This is a genomic window from Neorhizobium alkalisoli (assembly GCF_002968635.1).
In the GTDB taxonomy this organism is placed as follows: Bacteria; Pseudomonadota; Alphaproteobacteria; order Rhizobiales; family Rhizobiaceae; genus Neorhizobium; species Neorhizobium alkalisoli.
This window is the reverse complement of sequence record NZ_PVBN01000006.1, coordinates 377,062-390,987: the sequence shown is the minus strand read 5'-3', so window position 1 is coordinate 390,987 and position 13,926 is coordinate 377,062. Positions and strand designations below refer to the sequence as shown.

The window sequence follows — 13,926 nt, the reverse complement described above, 5'->3', positions numbered from 1 at the left end:
CCAAAAGCGAACGATCGAGGACACGTGGCGACACATCGGCTCTCTCGTCACAACAATCCAACCCGGCGAATGCAGTAACTACTTCGTAAACGCCGGATACGCTTCCGTCAAAACATGAACCGCTCTAGGGCTGTACGGCCCCTCCCGTTTCGTCTCAGATACACCCGCTGTGACGAAAATGTCGAAGTACGGGCAACGGTCAAGTCGAGGTAGTGGATGATTGCGTAATTGCGTAATCGAGATCACTTTCGCGTAAGCAAAAGACGATGAGCCCCGGTCGAGGGCAAAACCGGGGACTTCTGCAACTGAAAACTAGATCCAGGACAAAATGCCCAGGATCATCGCCAAGATTAGACTCGCAACCATCAGACGAGCTACCATGGCACTTCCTTCGAAAGAACAAGCTGGCCGCCGTTATAAAGGCAACGATCTTAGAACAGCGTTCTGTCACCGAGCGCCGAGCCGTTATTAGCATTCCTGCCATTCTTTCGCCACTTCTGCGGTTGCTGCCCGACCACCGAAAACATCGACCACTTTCCTACCGAGGACACGAGCGGGAGAGGCAGCGGGCTTACTCCTCTGGTCGACTGCCCGCGGCGCAGCATAACCAGACTCCAGCCTAAAACGAGCAATCAATCCGGCCAGACTCGAAGCCTCTTCGGCGAGGCGGTTCGTTGCTGCGGTGGATTCCTCCACCATGGCCGCATTCTGCTGTGTCACGTGATCCATGTGGTTGACGGCCGTGCTGACCTCCGAAAGACCAGTAGACTGTTCCTTGGCCGCTGTCGCGATCGAGTGTATATGCTCGTTGATCTTCACTACATGACTCTCAATCAGACCAAGGGCTTCGCCTGTTGCGGTGACAAGCTTGACACCGGCGGTTACCTCGTCGCTCGAACGGGAGATCAGCATTTTAATGTCCTTTGCCGCGCCAGCCGAACGCTGAGCCAGCTCGCGAACCTCTTGTGCCACAACGGCAAACCCTTTGCCGGCATCTCCAGCGCGTGCCGCTTCCACCCCTGCGTTGAGTGCCAAAAGATTGGTCTGAAAGGCAATTTCATCGATGACGTTGATGATCTGACTGATCTCGCCCGAAGCCTGCTCGATGCGCCCCATGGCCGAAACTGCGTCTTTGACCACCGCGCTCGATCGCTCAGTGCTTTTCCGCGCCTCATCAACCATTTGGCTCGCTTCCGCTGCCCGTTCGGTCGAATGTTTGACGGCCACCGTGATCTCTTCCAGCGCCGAAGAGGTTTCTTCGAGAGAAGCCGCCTGCTGTTCGGTACGCTTCGACAGGTCGCCGGAAGCTATCCGCATCTCGCCGGCGCCACCATCGATCGTGTCAATCGCGGCGCGGACCTCACCAAGAACCGACCGCAGATTTGCCATTGTCGCATTGACGTTCTGCTGAAGTTCTCCGAAGGCGCCCTGAAACTCGCCGCGTATCGTTTCGGTGATGTTGCCTTCCGCCAGCGCTGAGATAACCCGGCGGGTCTCGGTAACGCCACTGTCGACGGAGGTCACCAGCTCGTTCACCTGCGCGGCGAAGCGGTTGAGGTCGGCATTGTCGTAGTCCTTGCTGATGCGGCGAGTGAAGTCGCCGGCGACCGCCGCCGAGACCACCTCGCCGATGTTCGACTGCAGATCGGCGCTTTTCGCTTGTAGTGCCGCTTCTTGCGCGTTCAGTTCGCGGACCCTGATGCCGTTCTGCTTGAACACTTGCACGGCCCGCGCCATCTCCCCGATCTCATCGGAGCGCTCCGTAAAGGGAACATCCGCTTCCAGATTCCCGTCGGCGAGGACGCTCATGCCGTATGTCAAGTGGCCTATCGGGCGGGCGATTACGCGAGTACCGAAGATTGTGGATCCGATCAGCAGCAACACCATGACGACCGCCATGCTGTTGGTAACAAGGTGAGAAAACTCCTGAATTTCCCGGCGTTCCTCAATCGCCTTGGCGGCGGTGTCCTTGGCGACACCGAGCCCTTCGTCCAGCGTTTGGGCCATAGCTTCTGCCGATGCATCCAGAGCGGCTAGAAGATCCTTTGCTTTGGCGTCGAGATTAGGATTAGCTGACGTTTCCCCTAGCTTGGCTTCAATTGCCTTCGCCAGTTCTCCGGCCGCGCGGAAATAGGCGCTGACGTGGTCATCGATGACCTTCACGCGATCCTTGTTGGCCTGCACTGCCATCAATGCTGCCGCTTCGCTCAGGTACTTCTCTACGGAAGCGTGTCGTTCCTCTACATAGGCCGCCGCTTCGCCAACCTCGGCTACCGTTTCAGCAAGACGGATATCTCGAGTACCTATCTGCATCCCTCTAACGGAGGCTTTCGCGTCCGCGAGACTACGGGAGATGTCCGATTGGATACGGCCCCGGGAAATTGCCTCGTTCACGTTTTTCTCGATGAACCAACCGGTGATGGTGATGGCGACCATAACAGCAACGCCTGCCCCGGACATGAGCGCCAGCTTGGTACTGATGCGCGAGAATAGGGATGGCTTGCTCACGGAATGTCTCCTGTGTGATGCCTACAAGAGCGTCATGGCTCCCGTGGCTGAAAATGATAAATGGTGTCCAAAAGGCTCGTTCTTGCCGGCGTTCGATACGGCCCGCGCCGGAGCTTAGAACTGCGGTAAGAACGTGTAGTGAAGCCAATTTTGCAAACCAAAGATTGAAATTTTGTGAAGCGGTAGAGGGCTGGTGCCGCTTAGAGAAGGATGCATTTTGGGTCTGATGAAAAAGTGGTCCGGATCAAGGCCAACTCTCCAAGTGAGCTTCTTATCATCGCTCATCTACCAGTGCCGATACATCCGCGGTCAAAAGTCTATGCGATAGCAGAAATTGCGAGGGGCGGATCCGCCTTAACCCACATCAGCAACGCCGGCGGAAAGTCTCGACGGGGACTGTGTGCAATGAAGTTATGCTTCCTCGCGGCTGCCATTCCCGACAAAACCTGCACCAGCCGGTCGCGATCGCTGATTTGGCCTGTGAGTAAGGTCACGGGATCGACCATCCCGACACCGACACCGATGGCGTTCGCAGGAGCCCACCGCCAATCCTCCCGTGCTCGTTGGACAAGCTCGGGAGCCTCCGTGGCAATGCAGGCCCGCGCCGTCTGGACGATCTCCGCCGATGGCACGCCCTGCAAGCGCTCCGATACCTCGGCCTGGAGCGGGCTGACAACGAGGATGGCGAACAGATAGCTTATGAACTCGGACAGGACGTTCTCCCCATTGTTTGCAAGAAATATGAAGATGCCGTCAGGCCAGCGCCAGACCGTATGGCAAAGGTTCCGGGGCCTGTGTCGCTTGCTGTCGCAAACTTTGAACATGGTTCGAGGTTTAGGGCCGTGGCGCGCTCGAGCGGCCTCCCGCTGAAGGAAATCCCTGACCTGGCGGGTTGAATCGGATCGCCGCGTTGGGGGATGCCTGACACTTAGCCGATCAGTAGTCGGCAATGCTGCTTCAGATACGCACCGCATTCGGCGTCAACGCTCCGTATGGGAAGACGGCACCAACGTCGTTACCCCCGGACCTTTTCAGGGAGAAGATGCGTGCAATCAGGCGTCCTGCTGTTGTCTCAAAGCTGTAAGAGAGTGTTTAAGTTCTGAAGTCATCATAGGGGCTTTCGTATACGACTCGGGGTGAAGCGTCCGCCAATGATGACTGTGGTAAGCTGCATTGCAAATGAACACAATTTGCTCCTGGTTTTGGTCGCGGCTCTTATTTGCCTTTTCGGTGCGGCGATCACCCTGAGATTACTGCACCGGGCAGCGATCGCGTCGCGGTGGCAGAGGCTCGGTTGGCAGTTCCTGGCGGCGGTCGCTGGTGGCGGCGGCGTATGGACAACGCACTTCGTCGCCATGCTAGCATATGAACCACCGGCGCCAGTATCATTCGACCCGGTGATGACATTGATGTCGCTCGTGATCGCGATGTTGGGCCTCCTTGCCGGTTTCTCTATCAGTGGGATGGGAGCGACGCCTAGGTTCCCGCTGCTTGGTGGCGCTCTCGTGGGCTTAACATATTCCGCCATGCACTACACCGGGATGCGCGCGTACCATGTGGTTGGACTCGTCGAATGGCGGTTTGATTACATTGTGGCCTCAGTATCAATCGCAACCTTATGCTCGGCGGCGGCAGTGGCCGTGGTCTGGCAATGGGGGCTGCAGATGCAACGCTTCTGGCTGGCCGTTGCGCTCTTGGTCACGGGGATTGTCGGTTTACATTTCACGGCAATGGCGGCCTATCGCGTGACGCCGCTGACACAGAGTTTCGCCGAGGTGGATACGGCAGCCATTTTCACCTTCGCCCTCGCCATCACAATCGTTGCCCTGATCGTCGTCAGTTCCGGGCTCGCGAGCTATCTGATTGACACAGATGTTCGCGCAGACTCACAGGAACAGCTTCGCCAAATGGCAGCACACGATGCCTTGACGGGTCTGCCCAATCGCGCCAGTTTTTCCACTCACATCAGTAAAGTGTTCGATGAAGCCCAAGGACGAGGCCGCAAATTCGCCGTCATTGGCGTCGACCTCAACCGCTTTAAAGAAATCAATGACACGCTCGGACACGGCGCCGGCGATGAGACCCTGCGCATCATCTCACATCGCATGGCGCAATGCCTTCAGGAGGACGAGTTTGTCGCCCGCCTGGGCGGCGATGAGTTCGCAGCAGTGAAAAAATGTGGCGCTAAAAGCGATGTCTCCGCCTTTGCCGAGCGCCTTGCCGAAATCGTCAGCCGGCCGATGCGTATTGGCAGCATGGAGATTAGAGTCGGGGCGAGCATGGGGGCTGCCATCTGGCCGGACGATGCCAAAGAACTGGACGAGTTGGTCAACAATGCCGATTTGGCAATGTATCATGCCAAGCACGCTGCCCTTGACGGGCTGTTGTTCTACGACGCCGGAATTGGCGCATTGGAACGCAAGCGGCGGCAGCTTGCGGAAACATTGCGATACGCGCTAGAGCACGGCGAACTGGATGTCCACTATCAGGTGCAGAAGTCGCTCTCGACCAGCGAAATCCATGGATACGAAGCGCTACTGCGCTGGACACACCCGAAGCTAGGTCCCATTTCGCCATCCGAGTTCATTCCGGTTGCAGAGGAGTGTGGATTGGTGGGGTCACTTGGTGCCTGGGTGCTTCGCCGGGCATGTACGGACGCGGCCACGTGGGAACCACCATGCCGTGTGGCCGTCAATGTTTCGGCTGTCCAGTTCATGGATGCCAACCTGCCGAGGCTGGTACACGAGATACTGGTTGAGACAGGTCTGCCGCCGTATAGATTGGAGCTGGAGCTTACCGAAACTGCATTAATCAAGGATAAAGTTCGCTCGCTGCACATCATCCGCCAAATTAAAGCTCTCGGGGTCGGATTGGCGCTTGATGACTTCGGAAGCGGTTACTCGTCACTCGAAACACTACGGTCGTTCCCCTTCGACAAGATTAAGCTGGACAAAGCCTTTGTCGATGGGATTGAGCAGGACCGGCAGTCCAAGGCTATCGTGAGAGCCGTACTAGCCCTCGGCAAGAGCCTGGATATTCCTGTTCTGGCAGAGGGCATAGAGACAGAAGAACAGATGTCAGTATTGCGAATGGAAGGCTGCGACGAAGGACAAGGCTATCTGTTGGGGAGGCCATCAGCGATCGGGGACCTTGACCACAAACTTGTGCCGACACGAGGGGAGGGGCCGCATCAACAGAACCTAGCGACGAGCCGCTCTGCGTGAACCACCTCGTCACTACCCGCAATGAGCGCCCATGCGGCCTGAGCGAGGAACAGTTTCCGGCGTCAGGAGGTCTTTCTTCAGTCCCGGTCTGGCGTCGCGCGAACTTTTTTCGGTGAAACGGTCGAGCGTGGCGCGTTCTCATCGGATTTGGAAGCATCACGCTTATTCAGCTGCGCCGCCTTCCCGCGCGGAGTTTCAAGCTCCTCAAACGCCCTGATCCAATGTCGCAGATCTTCGCCGTGTGGGCGTCCTTCCTGCTCCCAGATTTCGTAGGCCCTCTGGCGGATCTGATCCTCATCTCCAGTCATGATTGGTTCCTCCTTCCACCTGCAGGTAAATCTGGCGCGGTTCCGCGCCGGGGCAAGTTGCTGTAGCACCGAAACTACATGAAAGGCGCTAAGGACAATCATGCGGCGGCTGTGACGTCGCTAGCCGACCCGAAACATAGCGCTTGGAGAACGCCCCCTTTGCTGTCTGAGGCGCTTGCTGATTCTTGACAAAATCATCGCATGTCCGGAAGTTCCGGATGTCTAACGTCGCAGCAGGCGCAAACCGGCTCGGCATTGACTTCGCGACTTGGTCTACGAATTCATTCGTCACCGTCACCCTTTGCCTAAGGCTACGGCGATTTTCTGCTGCAACTCTGTGGAGGAAAAGGGTTTGGCGATCAATGGATGGCCAGCGAATTCACGCGGTAGGCCGTTCTGGCCATATCCGGTGCTGAACATGAATGGCACGCCTCGTTCGCGTAGGATTTCGGCAACGGGAAAACTGGGTTGGCCGTGAAGGTTGACGTCGAGAACCGCCAAATCGATAGCGGCGGTGGCGGCGATCCCTTCTGCTTCAGTCAGCCGAGCCACGGACGCGACAATTTCGCAACTGAGATCCCCAAGCATGTCCTCGATTAGCAAAGCCACGAAACCCTCGTCTTCCACAACGAGCACCTTGACGCCGGAGAACATTGTCATGCGTTAGCCATTCCGACAGGTATCGATATGCGGCAAAACACGCCCAAGGGCTCGAAAGCAAGGTCAAACTCACCTGCGAGATCACGCTCAATGCAGCGTTCCATCAATCGGCTGCCAATGCCGCGGCGGGCAGGCGGCACGACTGGTGGACCACCAAGTTCTCGCCATTCAAGTGTCAACGCCGACCGAAGGGTCGAAGCCTGTTCCAGGCGCCAACCGACTGAAACACGACCCGTCCGCGATGAAAGCGCTCCATACTTCATGGCATTGGTGGCGAGTTCGTTAAGTGTCATTGTCATGTTCAGCGCGCTGCGGGCATCTGCGCACGCTGACGGTGATCGGTTTCCCGACCGTCACCTTTCCCGGCATCCTTGACGATCTCAACCGTCTCGCCTTCATGTATCGTTGGTCGACGCGGGCCATCATGCTCGACAGGGCCGATGCGACACGCCTGGTGACCAAGATCAGGCGGCAATGGTTCGCCAAGCGGAAGTCCGTCGCCGCAATCCTCAAGGAAGTGCTGACCAACGAGCAATCGATTCTCCTGGCCTCTGCGCCACTGACGGAACGGACCATCACCGGTCTGACGATGCTGCTGCAATCCTCGGCGCTCAAACAGGCTTTGCGGCCCTACTGCATCGGTGGTCCTTATGGCCGGCTGCTCGACGCGGAAATGGAATGGCTGGGCGAGGCGTCGGTCCAGGCTTTCGAGACCGAAGGGCTGATCGGAACTAGCGCGGCTGCGGCCGTGCTCTCCTATCTCTTCCACCGTATCGAATCCCGTTTCGATGGCCGCCCGTCGCTGCTCATAATCGACGAGGGTTGGCGGGCGCTGGACGATGGCGGCTTCGCCCAAAAGATCAAGGAATGGCTGAAGACGCTGCGCAAGAAGAATGTCAGCGTCGTCTTCTCCTCGCAGTCACTCGCCGACATCGATGCCTCGCCGATCGCTCCGGTCATTGTCGAGAGCTGCCCGACCCGCATCTTCCTCGCCAATGAACGGGCAATCGAGCCACAGATCGCCGCCGTTTATCGCCAGTTCGGCCTAAACGATCGGCAGATCGAGATCGTCGCCCGCGCCACGCCGAAGCGCGACTACTACTGCCAGTCCCGGCGGGGCAATCGCCTGTTCGAACTGGGTCTTGGCCACGTTGCGCTGGCGCTCTGTGCCGCGTCCGACAAGGCCGCGCACGCCCTGATCTACGAACTGCTGCGCAGCGGCGCCCGACCTTATTTCCTCGAAGCCTGGCTCGAGGCCAACGGTTTTCGCTGGGCCGCCGATCTCGTTCCCGACCTCAACAACGTCATCGGCCAGTCGGCCGATGAAGGCAGCAGACCGGTACCCGCTTTCCCACCATCCGAAGAGGAGCTTTCGTCATGAAGAGCACCGCCATCCGTTCCGCTCGTCCCAGCCTGTTCGGCTGCACCGCGAGGGCATCCGCCATCCTGCTTCCCGCGCTTCTACCCCTCGCCACAGTTCCATTCATTCCCCGGCCGGCCTTCGCCCTGATCGTCTTTGATCCCAGGAACTACAGCGAAAACCTGCTCTCGGCCGCCCGTGCCCTGGAGCAGATCAACAATCAGGTGACGTCGCTTGCCAACGAGGCGCAAACGCTGATCAACCAGGCGAAGAACCTGACCAGCTTGCCCACCTCGATGCTGTCGGAGATCGAAGGCAACTTTTCCGAGATGAAGAGCCTGCTCGGGGAAGCCCGGCAACTCGGCTACAATGTCGAGAATATCGAGCAGCAATTCAACACCACCTATCGCGACTTCGCTTCCGGCGATCGGTCCTCTTCGCAGCTCGTCTCCTCCGCCCGCCAGCGCTGGCAGCAGTCGGTCTCGGCCTTCGAGCACTCGCTGAAGGCCGGCGCCGTGGCGGTCAACAATATCGAGGGGACGCAACAGCAAACCAGCGAACTGGTCGATGCGAGCCAGTCGGCGGTCGGCATGCTGCAGGCGACCCAGGCCGGCACTCAGTTGCTGGCTGTGCAGGCCAGGCAGATCTCCGACCTGACCGCGATGCTGGCCGCGCAGGGTCGAGCCGACGCGCTGGACCAGGCGAGGCGGGCGGCGGCCGAGGAGCAGGCCCGCGAGCAGTTCGGCCGCTTCATGACCGGAACCGCCTACAGTTCGTCCAGCGTCCGCATGTTCCATCACTAGGAACCGGACGCCATGGACCTGAAGATCGCCGCCCGGATGATCGCCGTCGTCGCCATTGGCGCGGGGCTGACCGCCGCAATTTCAGCCCTGCATCATGACGATGGTCCGGAGGATCCGCCCTCCCTCCGCCTCCGTGATCCGGGCGGCGACCCGCCCTTCGGCGTGCTCGACCGTTGCCGAGACATGGGAACGGCGGCGCTCGATGATGCGGCTTGCCGCAAGACTTGGACAGAAACCCGCCGGCGATTCTTCGGAGCCGACAAACAGGAGCGGTCGGTGACGCCGAATCCAGGCACAGATGGGATGCTGTCGCCATGAATAACACCGGGATTATCGATCGTTTCCTGGAGACGTTCACCTCCTATATCGATTCCGGCTTCGGGCTGCTCGGCGGCGAAATTGCTTTCCTGACCTCGGCCCTGATCACCATCGACATCGTGATTGCCGGCCTGTTCTGGGCGTGGGGTGCGGACGAGGACGTGCTGCAGCGGCTCGTCAGGAAGACACTCTATATCGGCTTCTTCGCCTTCGTCATCGGCAACTTCAACAGCCTTGCGCGGATCGTCTTCGAAAGCTTCAGCGGACTGGGCTTGCAGGCTGGCGGATCGTCGCTCTCCGGCGCCGAGCTTCTGCAGCCCGGCCGCGTCGCGCAGGTTGGCATCGACGCCGGCAATCCGATCCTTCAGGCCGCCGGCGAACTGATGGGGTATATCAGTTTCTTCGAGAACTTCGTGCAGATCTTCGTGCTGATGGTCGCCTGGGTGATCGTGCTGATCGCGTTTTTCATTTTGGCAATCCAGATATTCGTAACCCTTATTGAGTTCAAGCTGACGACGCTCGCGGGTTTCGTTCTCGTTCCCTTCGCGCTCTTCAACAAGACCGCTTTTCTCGCCGAAAAGGTGCTCGGCAATATCGTCGCCTCTGGCATCAAGATCCTCGTGTTGGCTGTCATCGTCGGCATCGGCTCCGGCCTGTTCGGTGAGTTCACCGAAGGCTTTTCCGAGCAGCCGACGATCACCGAGGCCTTGTCGCTGGTGCTTGGCGCGCTCGCTCTGATGGGCCTGTCGATCTTCGGCCCTGGCATCGCCACGGGGCTTGTGGCTGGCGCGCCGCAACTGGGGGCCGGCGCCGCCGTCGGAACCGGTCTTGCCGCAGCCGGCCTCGGAGCGGCGGGTTACATGGGCGCACGCGCCGGACTTGGTGCGGCCGCCGGCGCCGTGGTCGCTACGGCGCGGGGAGGGGCCGCACTCGCCGGCGGTGTCCAGACCGCCTACGGACTTGCCGATGCTTCGGTGGGCAATACCGGAACGGGCGGTGGTGCTGCCGGCTTTGCCGGCGTGACCCGGGCAGGTGCGGGCCTCATCATGAACAGGGGCAGGGAAGCCACATCCCGCGCCATCGATGCCATGCGCGCGAGTTATCGATCTGGACAGGCAGGCGCCTGGAAGTCAACCGGCGGCGGGAACGAGGTCAATCCCAGCGGCGCTGAAGTCGCCAATGATTCAACTCCCGCAAGACAAGCATCCGCCGTTTCCGGTTCCGGCACTGCACCGTCCTCACCGCCGGAATGGGCGCAGCGGATGAAGCGCGGCAGCGCCTTCCATCACGGGGTCAGCACCGCCGCTCATACGGTCCGCTCCGGTGATCACGGCGGTGGCTCCATGTCCGTCTCCCTCAATCAGGATGACCGCTGATGAACCTCTTCAAACGACCTTCCGTGCGCTACGCCCGCACGCCCGAACCGGAAACCCCTTACCAGAAGGCGGCCCAGATCTGGGACGAGCGCATCGGCTCGGCTCGTGTGCAGGCGAAGAACTGGCGGCTGATGGCCTTCGGCTCGCTCCTGCTTGCCGGCGGCTTTGCCATGGCGCTCATCTGGCAATCGACGCGCGGTACCGTGGTCCCCTGGGTGGTGCAGATCGACAAACTCGGCGAGGCGCAGGCCATTGCTCCGGCTGTTGCGGACTATCGCCCGACCGATCCGCAGATCGCCTGGCATCTCGCCCGTTTCATCGAGCAGGTCAGAAGCATTCCGGCGGACGCGGTGATCGTCCGGCAGAATTGGCTGCGCGCGTACGAGTTCACCACCGACCGCGGCGCCGTCGCGCTCAACGACTATGCCCGCGCCAATGACCCGTTCACCAAGGTGGGCAAGACCCAAATCGCTGTCGAGATTTCCAGCGTCATCCGCGCCTCGCCGGACAGTTTTCGGGTCGCCTGGACCGAACGGCATTTCGAGAACGGCCAGCTCTCCGCAACCGAGCGATGGACGGCCATCCTAACCGTGGTGATCCAGCAACCGAGCACGGCCGACAGGCTGCGCGCCAATCCGCTTGGCGTCTACATCAACGCAATCAACTGGTCGAAGGAGATGGAGCATGAAGCGGGCAAGCAGTAAAAGGACGATGATCCTGGCGGTGACGCTGATGTCGGCGACCACGCTTGTCGGCTGCGCGAAGAAATATATCCCGCCGGAAATCGACTACGACGATGCGGCGCCGGCTGTGCTCGAAACAGATCCGGTGGCGCCGGTGAAGGTTGTGGAAGTGCCGAAGACACTGCCGCTGCCCGGCCAGTTGAAACCGGTCGATGGCGGTAAGGCCAAACCTGAACCAGCCGATCCGAAAGCACGCATCAGTGCCGCAAACGAGGCCGCCCGCATGCAGCCGGTCCGCGACGGCTTCATCAACGCTGTGCAGGTCTATCCCTTCGCGGTCGGTGCGCTCTATCAGGTCTATGCCGCACCCGGCCAGGTGACGGATATCGCGCTCCAGTCTGGCGAGCAACTTGTCGGTTCCGGTCCCGTCGCCGCCGGCGATACGGTGCGCTGGATCATCGGCGACACCGAGAGCGGAACAGGGGAAAGCAGGCAGGTCCATATCCTGGTGAAGCCGACGCGGATCGATCTTCAGACCAATCTCGTCATCAATACCGACCGGCGCACCTACCACATCGAATTGCGATCGACGGAAAAGACCTACATGGCCTCCGTCTCGTGGCAATATCCGGCCGACCAGTTGATCGCGCTGAGGCGCCAGAACGCGCGGGCTGCCGAAACCCAACCGGTCGCAAGTGGTGTCGACATTTCGAAGCTGAACTTTCGCTACCGAATTGAGGGGGACAGCGCACCATGGCGGCCGCTGCGTGCCTTCGACGATGGGGCCAAGGTCTATGTCGAATTTCCGTCCGGCATCGCCCAAGGCGAAATGCCGCCGCTCTTCGTCATCGGCGCGTCCGGCAGTTCGGAACTAGTCAACTACCGTGCCCGCCAGAACTACTACGTCGTCGACCGGCTGTTCGCCGCCGCTGAACTCCGGCTCGGTGATAAGGATTCGCAGCGCCGGGTCCGCATCGTTCGCACTGACGGCCGACCGTCGGCGACAAGGGAGGCGTTGTTCTCGCGAGGAAGCGACCGATGACGAATGCTCCCGATCTGAAGGCACAATTCAGGCTGCGTCCGGATCCGCCGCGCGTCACTCGGCTTTCCCGAAAAATCCTGATCGGTCTCGGCGGCGTGGCGGGCATCGTCATTGCCGGAGCGCTGTTCTGGGCGCTCGACACGAGCCGGCGTGGCAATCGGACTGCGACCGAACTCTACAATACCGAAAACCGCACGCCGGCCGATGGGCTCGCCGGCCTGCCTACGGACTATATGAATATCCCGAGGCTGGGACCCGCGTTGCCGGGCGATCTCGGCAGGCCGATCCTGCCGGCGCAGGAGGAGGGCAAGCCGGTCGTACCGCCGGTGATTCAGGCACCGCGTGTCGATCCGGAAGAGCAGCGCCGCCTCGCCGAAATAGAAGCCGCCCGTGTGGCGAAACTGTTTACCGACAGCCGCGGCGACCTGACGGATAACAGTTCGGTCACCGCAACGAGAACCGGCAATATCGATCTGTCCACGGGACTGCCGTTGCCGGCGGAGGCACCGCCGCTCGATCCGAGCTCGGCGCAGAACATGCAGGATCGCAAGCTGGCTTTCGTCAATGCGGAAGCCGACCGGAACACCGTCAGCCGCGGCCAGGTGCAGGAGAAAGTCTCTCCCTATGTGGTGCAGGCGGGCACCGTCATTCCCGCGGCGCTCATTGCGGGCATCAAGTCCGACCTGCCCGGTCAGATCACCGCGCAGGTGACGGAGCACGTTTACGACACCCCGACCGGAACGCACCTGCTGATCCCGCAGGGCTCTCGGCTTATCGGCCAGTATGACAGCCAAGTGGCATTCGGTCAGTCACGTGTGTTGCTCGTCTGGGACCGGATCGTTATGCCGGATGGCACCTCCATTGTGCTTGAACGTCTACAGGGTACGGATCCGCAGGGTTTTGCTGGCCTGGAGGACGAGGTCGATCGCCATTGGGGCCAGCTCTTCCGCGCCGCCGCATTGTCGACGCTGTTGGGGTTTGGCACGGAGCTCTCAACGGACGACGAAAGCGAAATTGCCAATGCCATTCGCGAAGGCGCGCAGGACAGTGCCTCCGACATCGGTCAGCAGATCGTACGCCGGCAATTTAATATTCAGCCGACGCTCACGATCCGGCCAGGCTTTCCAGTTCGAGTCATCGTCAATCGCGATCTTGCCATGCAGCCGTTTGGAGCCGCGGAGGAGCCGAAGTTGCCAAACCGAGGCTTTCTGCCATTCCCGACGAAAGGCCCGTGAGTATCACAGTTGATCTGCCCGCAGCAGTGTTTCGGGGCTTGCAGACGATCTCGGTGCATCACACTTGCCGCCACCAAGCGATGGCGATCCGGCAGCGATGGCGGCATTTCGCCTCCATTCCCGCCTTTCAGCCCTAATTCTCCGTTGCCCAAGAGCTGACATTTTACAGCGCGCAGCAGTGTCAAATCACGCGACCCAGAATCTGATTTCTGCTAGACGGTCTGTCGATCAGCGACGGGTGAAATGTAATGGCAACAACAGCACATTCGCAGCACTATGCTCGCGAGTTAGTTCCAACACTAAGGCGCAGTAGAGCGGTGAGGTCATGCACCGCCGTTCACTTCTTGTCGAATTCAATCGGCCCTTTGACCATCCTCGATAGTGTTGGTGATCTGCGGCCGGGCTCGAA

Annotated in this window: 10 protein-coding genes and 3 pseudogenes; 9 read left to right on the top strand and 4 right to left on the bottom strand. The window is 60.1% G+C overall.

What is annotated here, in order from left to right; translation table 11 throughout:
* Window positions 1–118: pseudogene (locus tag C5L13_RS29020) on the top strand (IS630 family transposase); the annotation flags it as partial.
* Window positions 119–468: 350 nt separating this feature from the next.
* Here the strand turns inward: C5L13_RS29020 and C5L13_RS16215 are convergent.
* Both C5L13_RS16215 and C5L13_RS29565 read right to left on the bottom strand, forming a co-directional pair.
* On the bottom strand, window positions 469–2,436 hold the full coding sequence (locus C5L13_RS16215; protein WP_245571294.1) for a methyl-accepting chemotaxis protein: 1,968 nt from the start codon (window positions 2,434–2,436) through the stop codon (window positions 469–471).
* Between the two features lie 509 nt (window positions 2,437–2,945).
* A pseudogene (locus C5L13_RS29565) lies at window positions 2,946–3,221 on the bottom strand (hypothetical protein); the annotation flags it as partial.
* A gap of 438 nt (window positions 3,222–3,659) precedes the next feature.
* Between C5L13_RS29565 and C5L13_RS16205 the strand changes: the two are divergent.
* Window positions 3,660–5,732, top strand: coding sequence for a putative bifunctional diguanylate cyclase/phosphodiesterase (locus tag C5L13_RS16205; RefSeq protein WP_105384300.1), 2,073 nt, complete (start codon window positions 3,660–3,662; stop codon window positions 5,730–5,732).
* A gap of 77 nt (window positions 5,733–5,809) precedes the next feature.
* Here the strand turns inward: C5L13_RS16205 and C5L13_RS16200 are convergent, their stop codons facing one another.
* Window positions 5,810–6,040 carry a DUF2934 domain-containing protein gene (locus C5L13_RS16200; protein WP_105384299.1) on the bottom strand — a complete coding sequence of 77 codons (231 nt, stop codon included), beginning with the start codon at window positions 6,038–6,040 and terminating at the stop codon, window positions 5,810–5,812.
* Window positions 6,041–6,334: 294 nt separating this feature from the next.
* Window positions 6,335–6,700: a response regulator gene (locus C5L13_RS16195; RefSeq protein ID WP_105384298.1), complete on the bottom strand. Its 366-nt coding sequence runs from the start codon at window positions 6,698–6,700 to the stop codon at window positions 6,335–6,337.
* A gap of 544 nt (window positions 6,701–7,244) precedes the next feature.
* Between C5L13_RS16195 and C5L13_RS16185 the strand changes: the two are divergent.
* From C5L13_RS16185 to C5L13_RS16155, 7 genes and pseudogenes are all read left to right on the top strand, one after another.
* Window positions 7,245–8,081, top strand: a pseudogene (locus C5L13_RS16185) (TraG/VirB4 family ATPase); the annotation flags it as partial.
* Entirely contained in the window at window positions 8,078–8,863 is a 786-nt protein-coding gene (trbJ, locus tag C5L13_RS16180; protein WP_105384297.1) for a P-type conjugative transfer protein TrbJ, read from the top strand. The pseudogene C5L13_RS16185 and the gene trbJ, both read left to right, overlap by 4 nt.
* A gap of 12 nt (window positions 8,864–8,875) precedes the next feature.
* On the top strand, window positions 8,876–9,181 hold the full coding sequence (gene trbK-alt, locus C5L13_RS16175) for a putative entry exclusion protein TrbK-alt (protein ID WP_105384296.1): 306 nt from the start codon (window positions 8,876–8,878) through the stop codon (window positions 9,179–9,181).
* Window positions 9,178–10,557 (top strand): P-type conjugative transfer protein TrbL, encoded by a 1,380-nt coding sequence (gene trbL, locus C5L13_RS16170; RefSeq protein WP_105384295.1) that lies wholly within the window; start codon window positions 9,178–9,180, stop codon window positions 10,555–10,557. The genes trbK-alt and trbL overlap by 4 nt, the downstream gene beginning before the upstream one ends.
* Window positions 10,557–11,261 carry a conjugal transfer protein TrbF gene (gene trbF, locus C5L13_RS16165; protein ID WP_105384294.1) on the top strand — a complete coding sequence of 235 codons (705 nt, stop codon included), beginning with the start codon at window positions 10,557–10,559 and terminating at the stop codon, window positions 11,259–11,261. The genes trbL and trbF overlap by 1 nt, the downstream gene beginning before the upstream one ends.
* Window positions 11,242–12,282, top strand: a complete 1,041-nt coding sequence (gene trbG, locus C5L13_RS16160) for a P-type conjugative transfer protein TrbG (protein ID WP_105384293.1) — start codon at window positions 11,242–11,244, stop codon at window positions 12,280–12,282. Before trbF ends, trbG begins: the two co-directional genes overlap by 20 nt.
* Window positions 12,279–13,517 (top strand): TrbI/VirB10 family protein, encoded by a 1,239-nt coding sequence (locus tag C5L13_RS16155; RefSeq protein WP_105384292.1) that lies wholly within the window; start codon window positions 12,279–12,281, stop codon window positions 13,515–13,517. Before trbG ends, C5L13_RS16155 begins: the two co-directional genes overlap by 4 nt.
* Window positions 13,518–13,926 lie beyond the last annotated feature (409 nt).

What these genes read in the sequence shown, in the direction of transcription:
- trbF (WP_105384294.1), top strand. Translation starts at nt 10,557, where the DNA reads ATGAACCTCTTCAAACGACCTTCCGTGCGCTACGCCCGCACGCCCGAA.
- C5L13_RS16155 (WP_105384292.1), top strand. Translation starts at nt 12,279, where the DNA reads ATGACGAATGCTCCCGATCTGAAGGCACAATTCAGGCTGCGTCCGGAT.
- C5L13_RS16205 (WP_105384300.1), top strand. Translation starts at nt 3,660, where the DNA reads ATGATGACTGTGGTAAGCTGCATTGCAAATGAACACAATTTGCTCCTG.
- trbK-alt (WP_105384296.1), top strand. Translation starts at nt 8,876, where the DNA reads ATGGACCTGAAGATCGCCGCCCGGATGATCGCCGTCGTCGCCATTGGC.
- C5L13_RS16195 (WP_105384298.1), bottom strand. Translation starts at nt 6,700, where the DNA reads ATGACAATGTTCTCCGGCGTCAAGGTGCTCGTTGTGGAAGACGAGGGT.
- trbL (WP_105384295.1), top strand. Translation starts at nt 9,178, where the DNA reads ATGAATAACACCGGGATTATCGATCGTTTCCTGGAGACGTTCACCTCC.
- C5L13_RS16200 (WP_105384299.1), bottom strand. Translation starts at nt 6,040, where the DNA reads ATGACTGGAGATGAGGATCAGATCCGCCAGAGGGCCTACGAAATCTGG.
- trbJ (WP_105384297.1), top strand. Translation starts at nt 8,078, where the DNA reads ATGAAGAGCACCGCCATCCGTTCCGCTCGTCCCAGCCTGTTCGGCTGC.
- C5L13_RS16215 (WP_245571294.1), bottom strand. Translation starts at nt 2,436, where the DNA reads ATGGTCGCCATCACCATCACCGGTTGGTTCATCGAGAAAAACGTGAAC.
- trbG (WP_105384293.1), top strand. Translation starts at nt 11,242, where the DNA reads ATGAAGCGGGCAAGCAGTAAAAGGACGATGATCCTGGCGGTGACGCTG.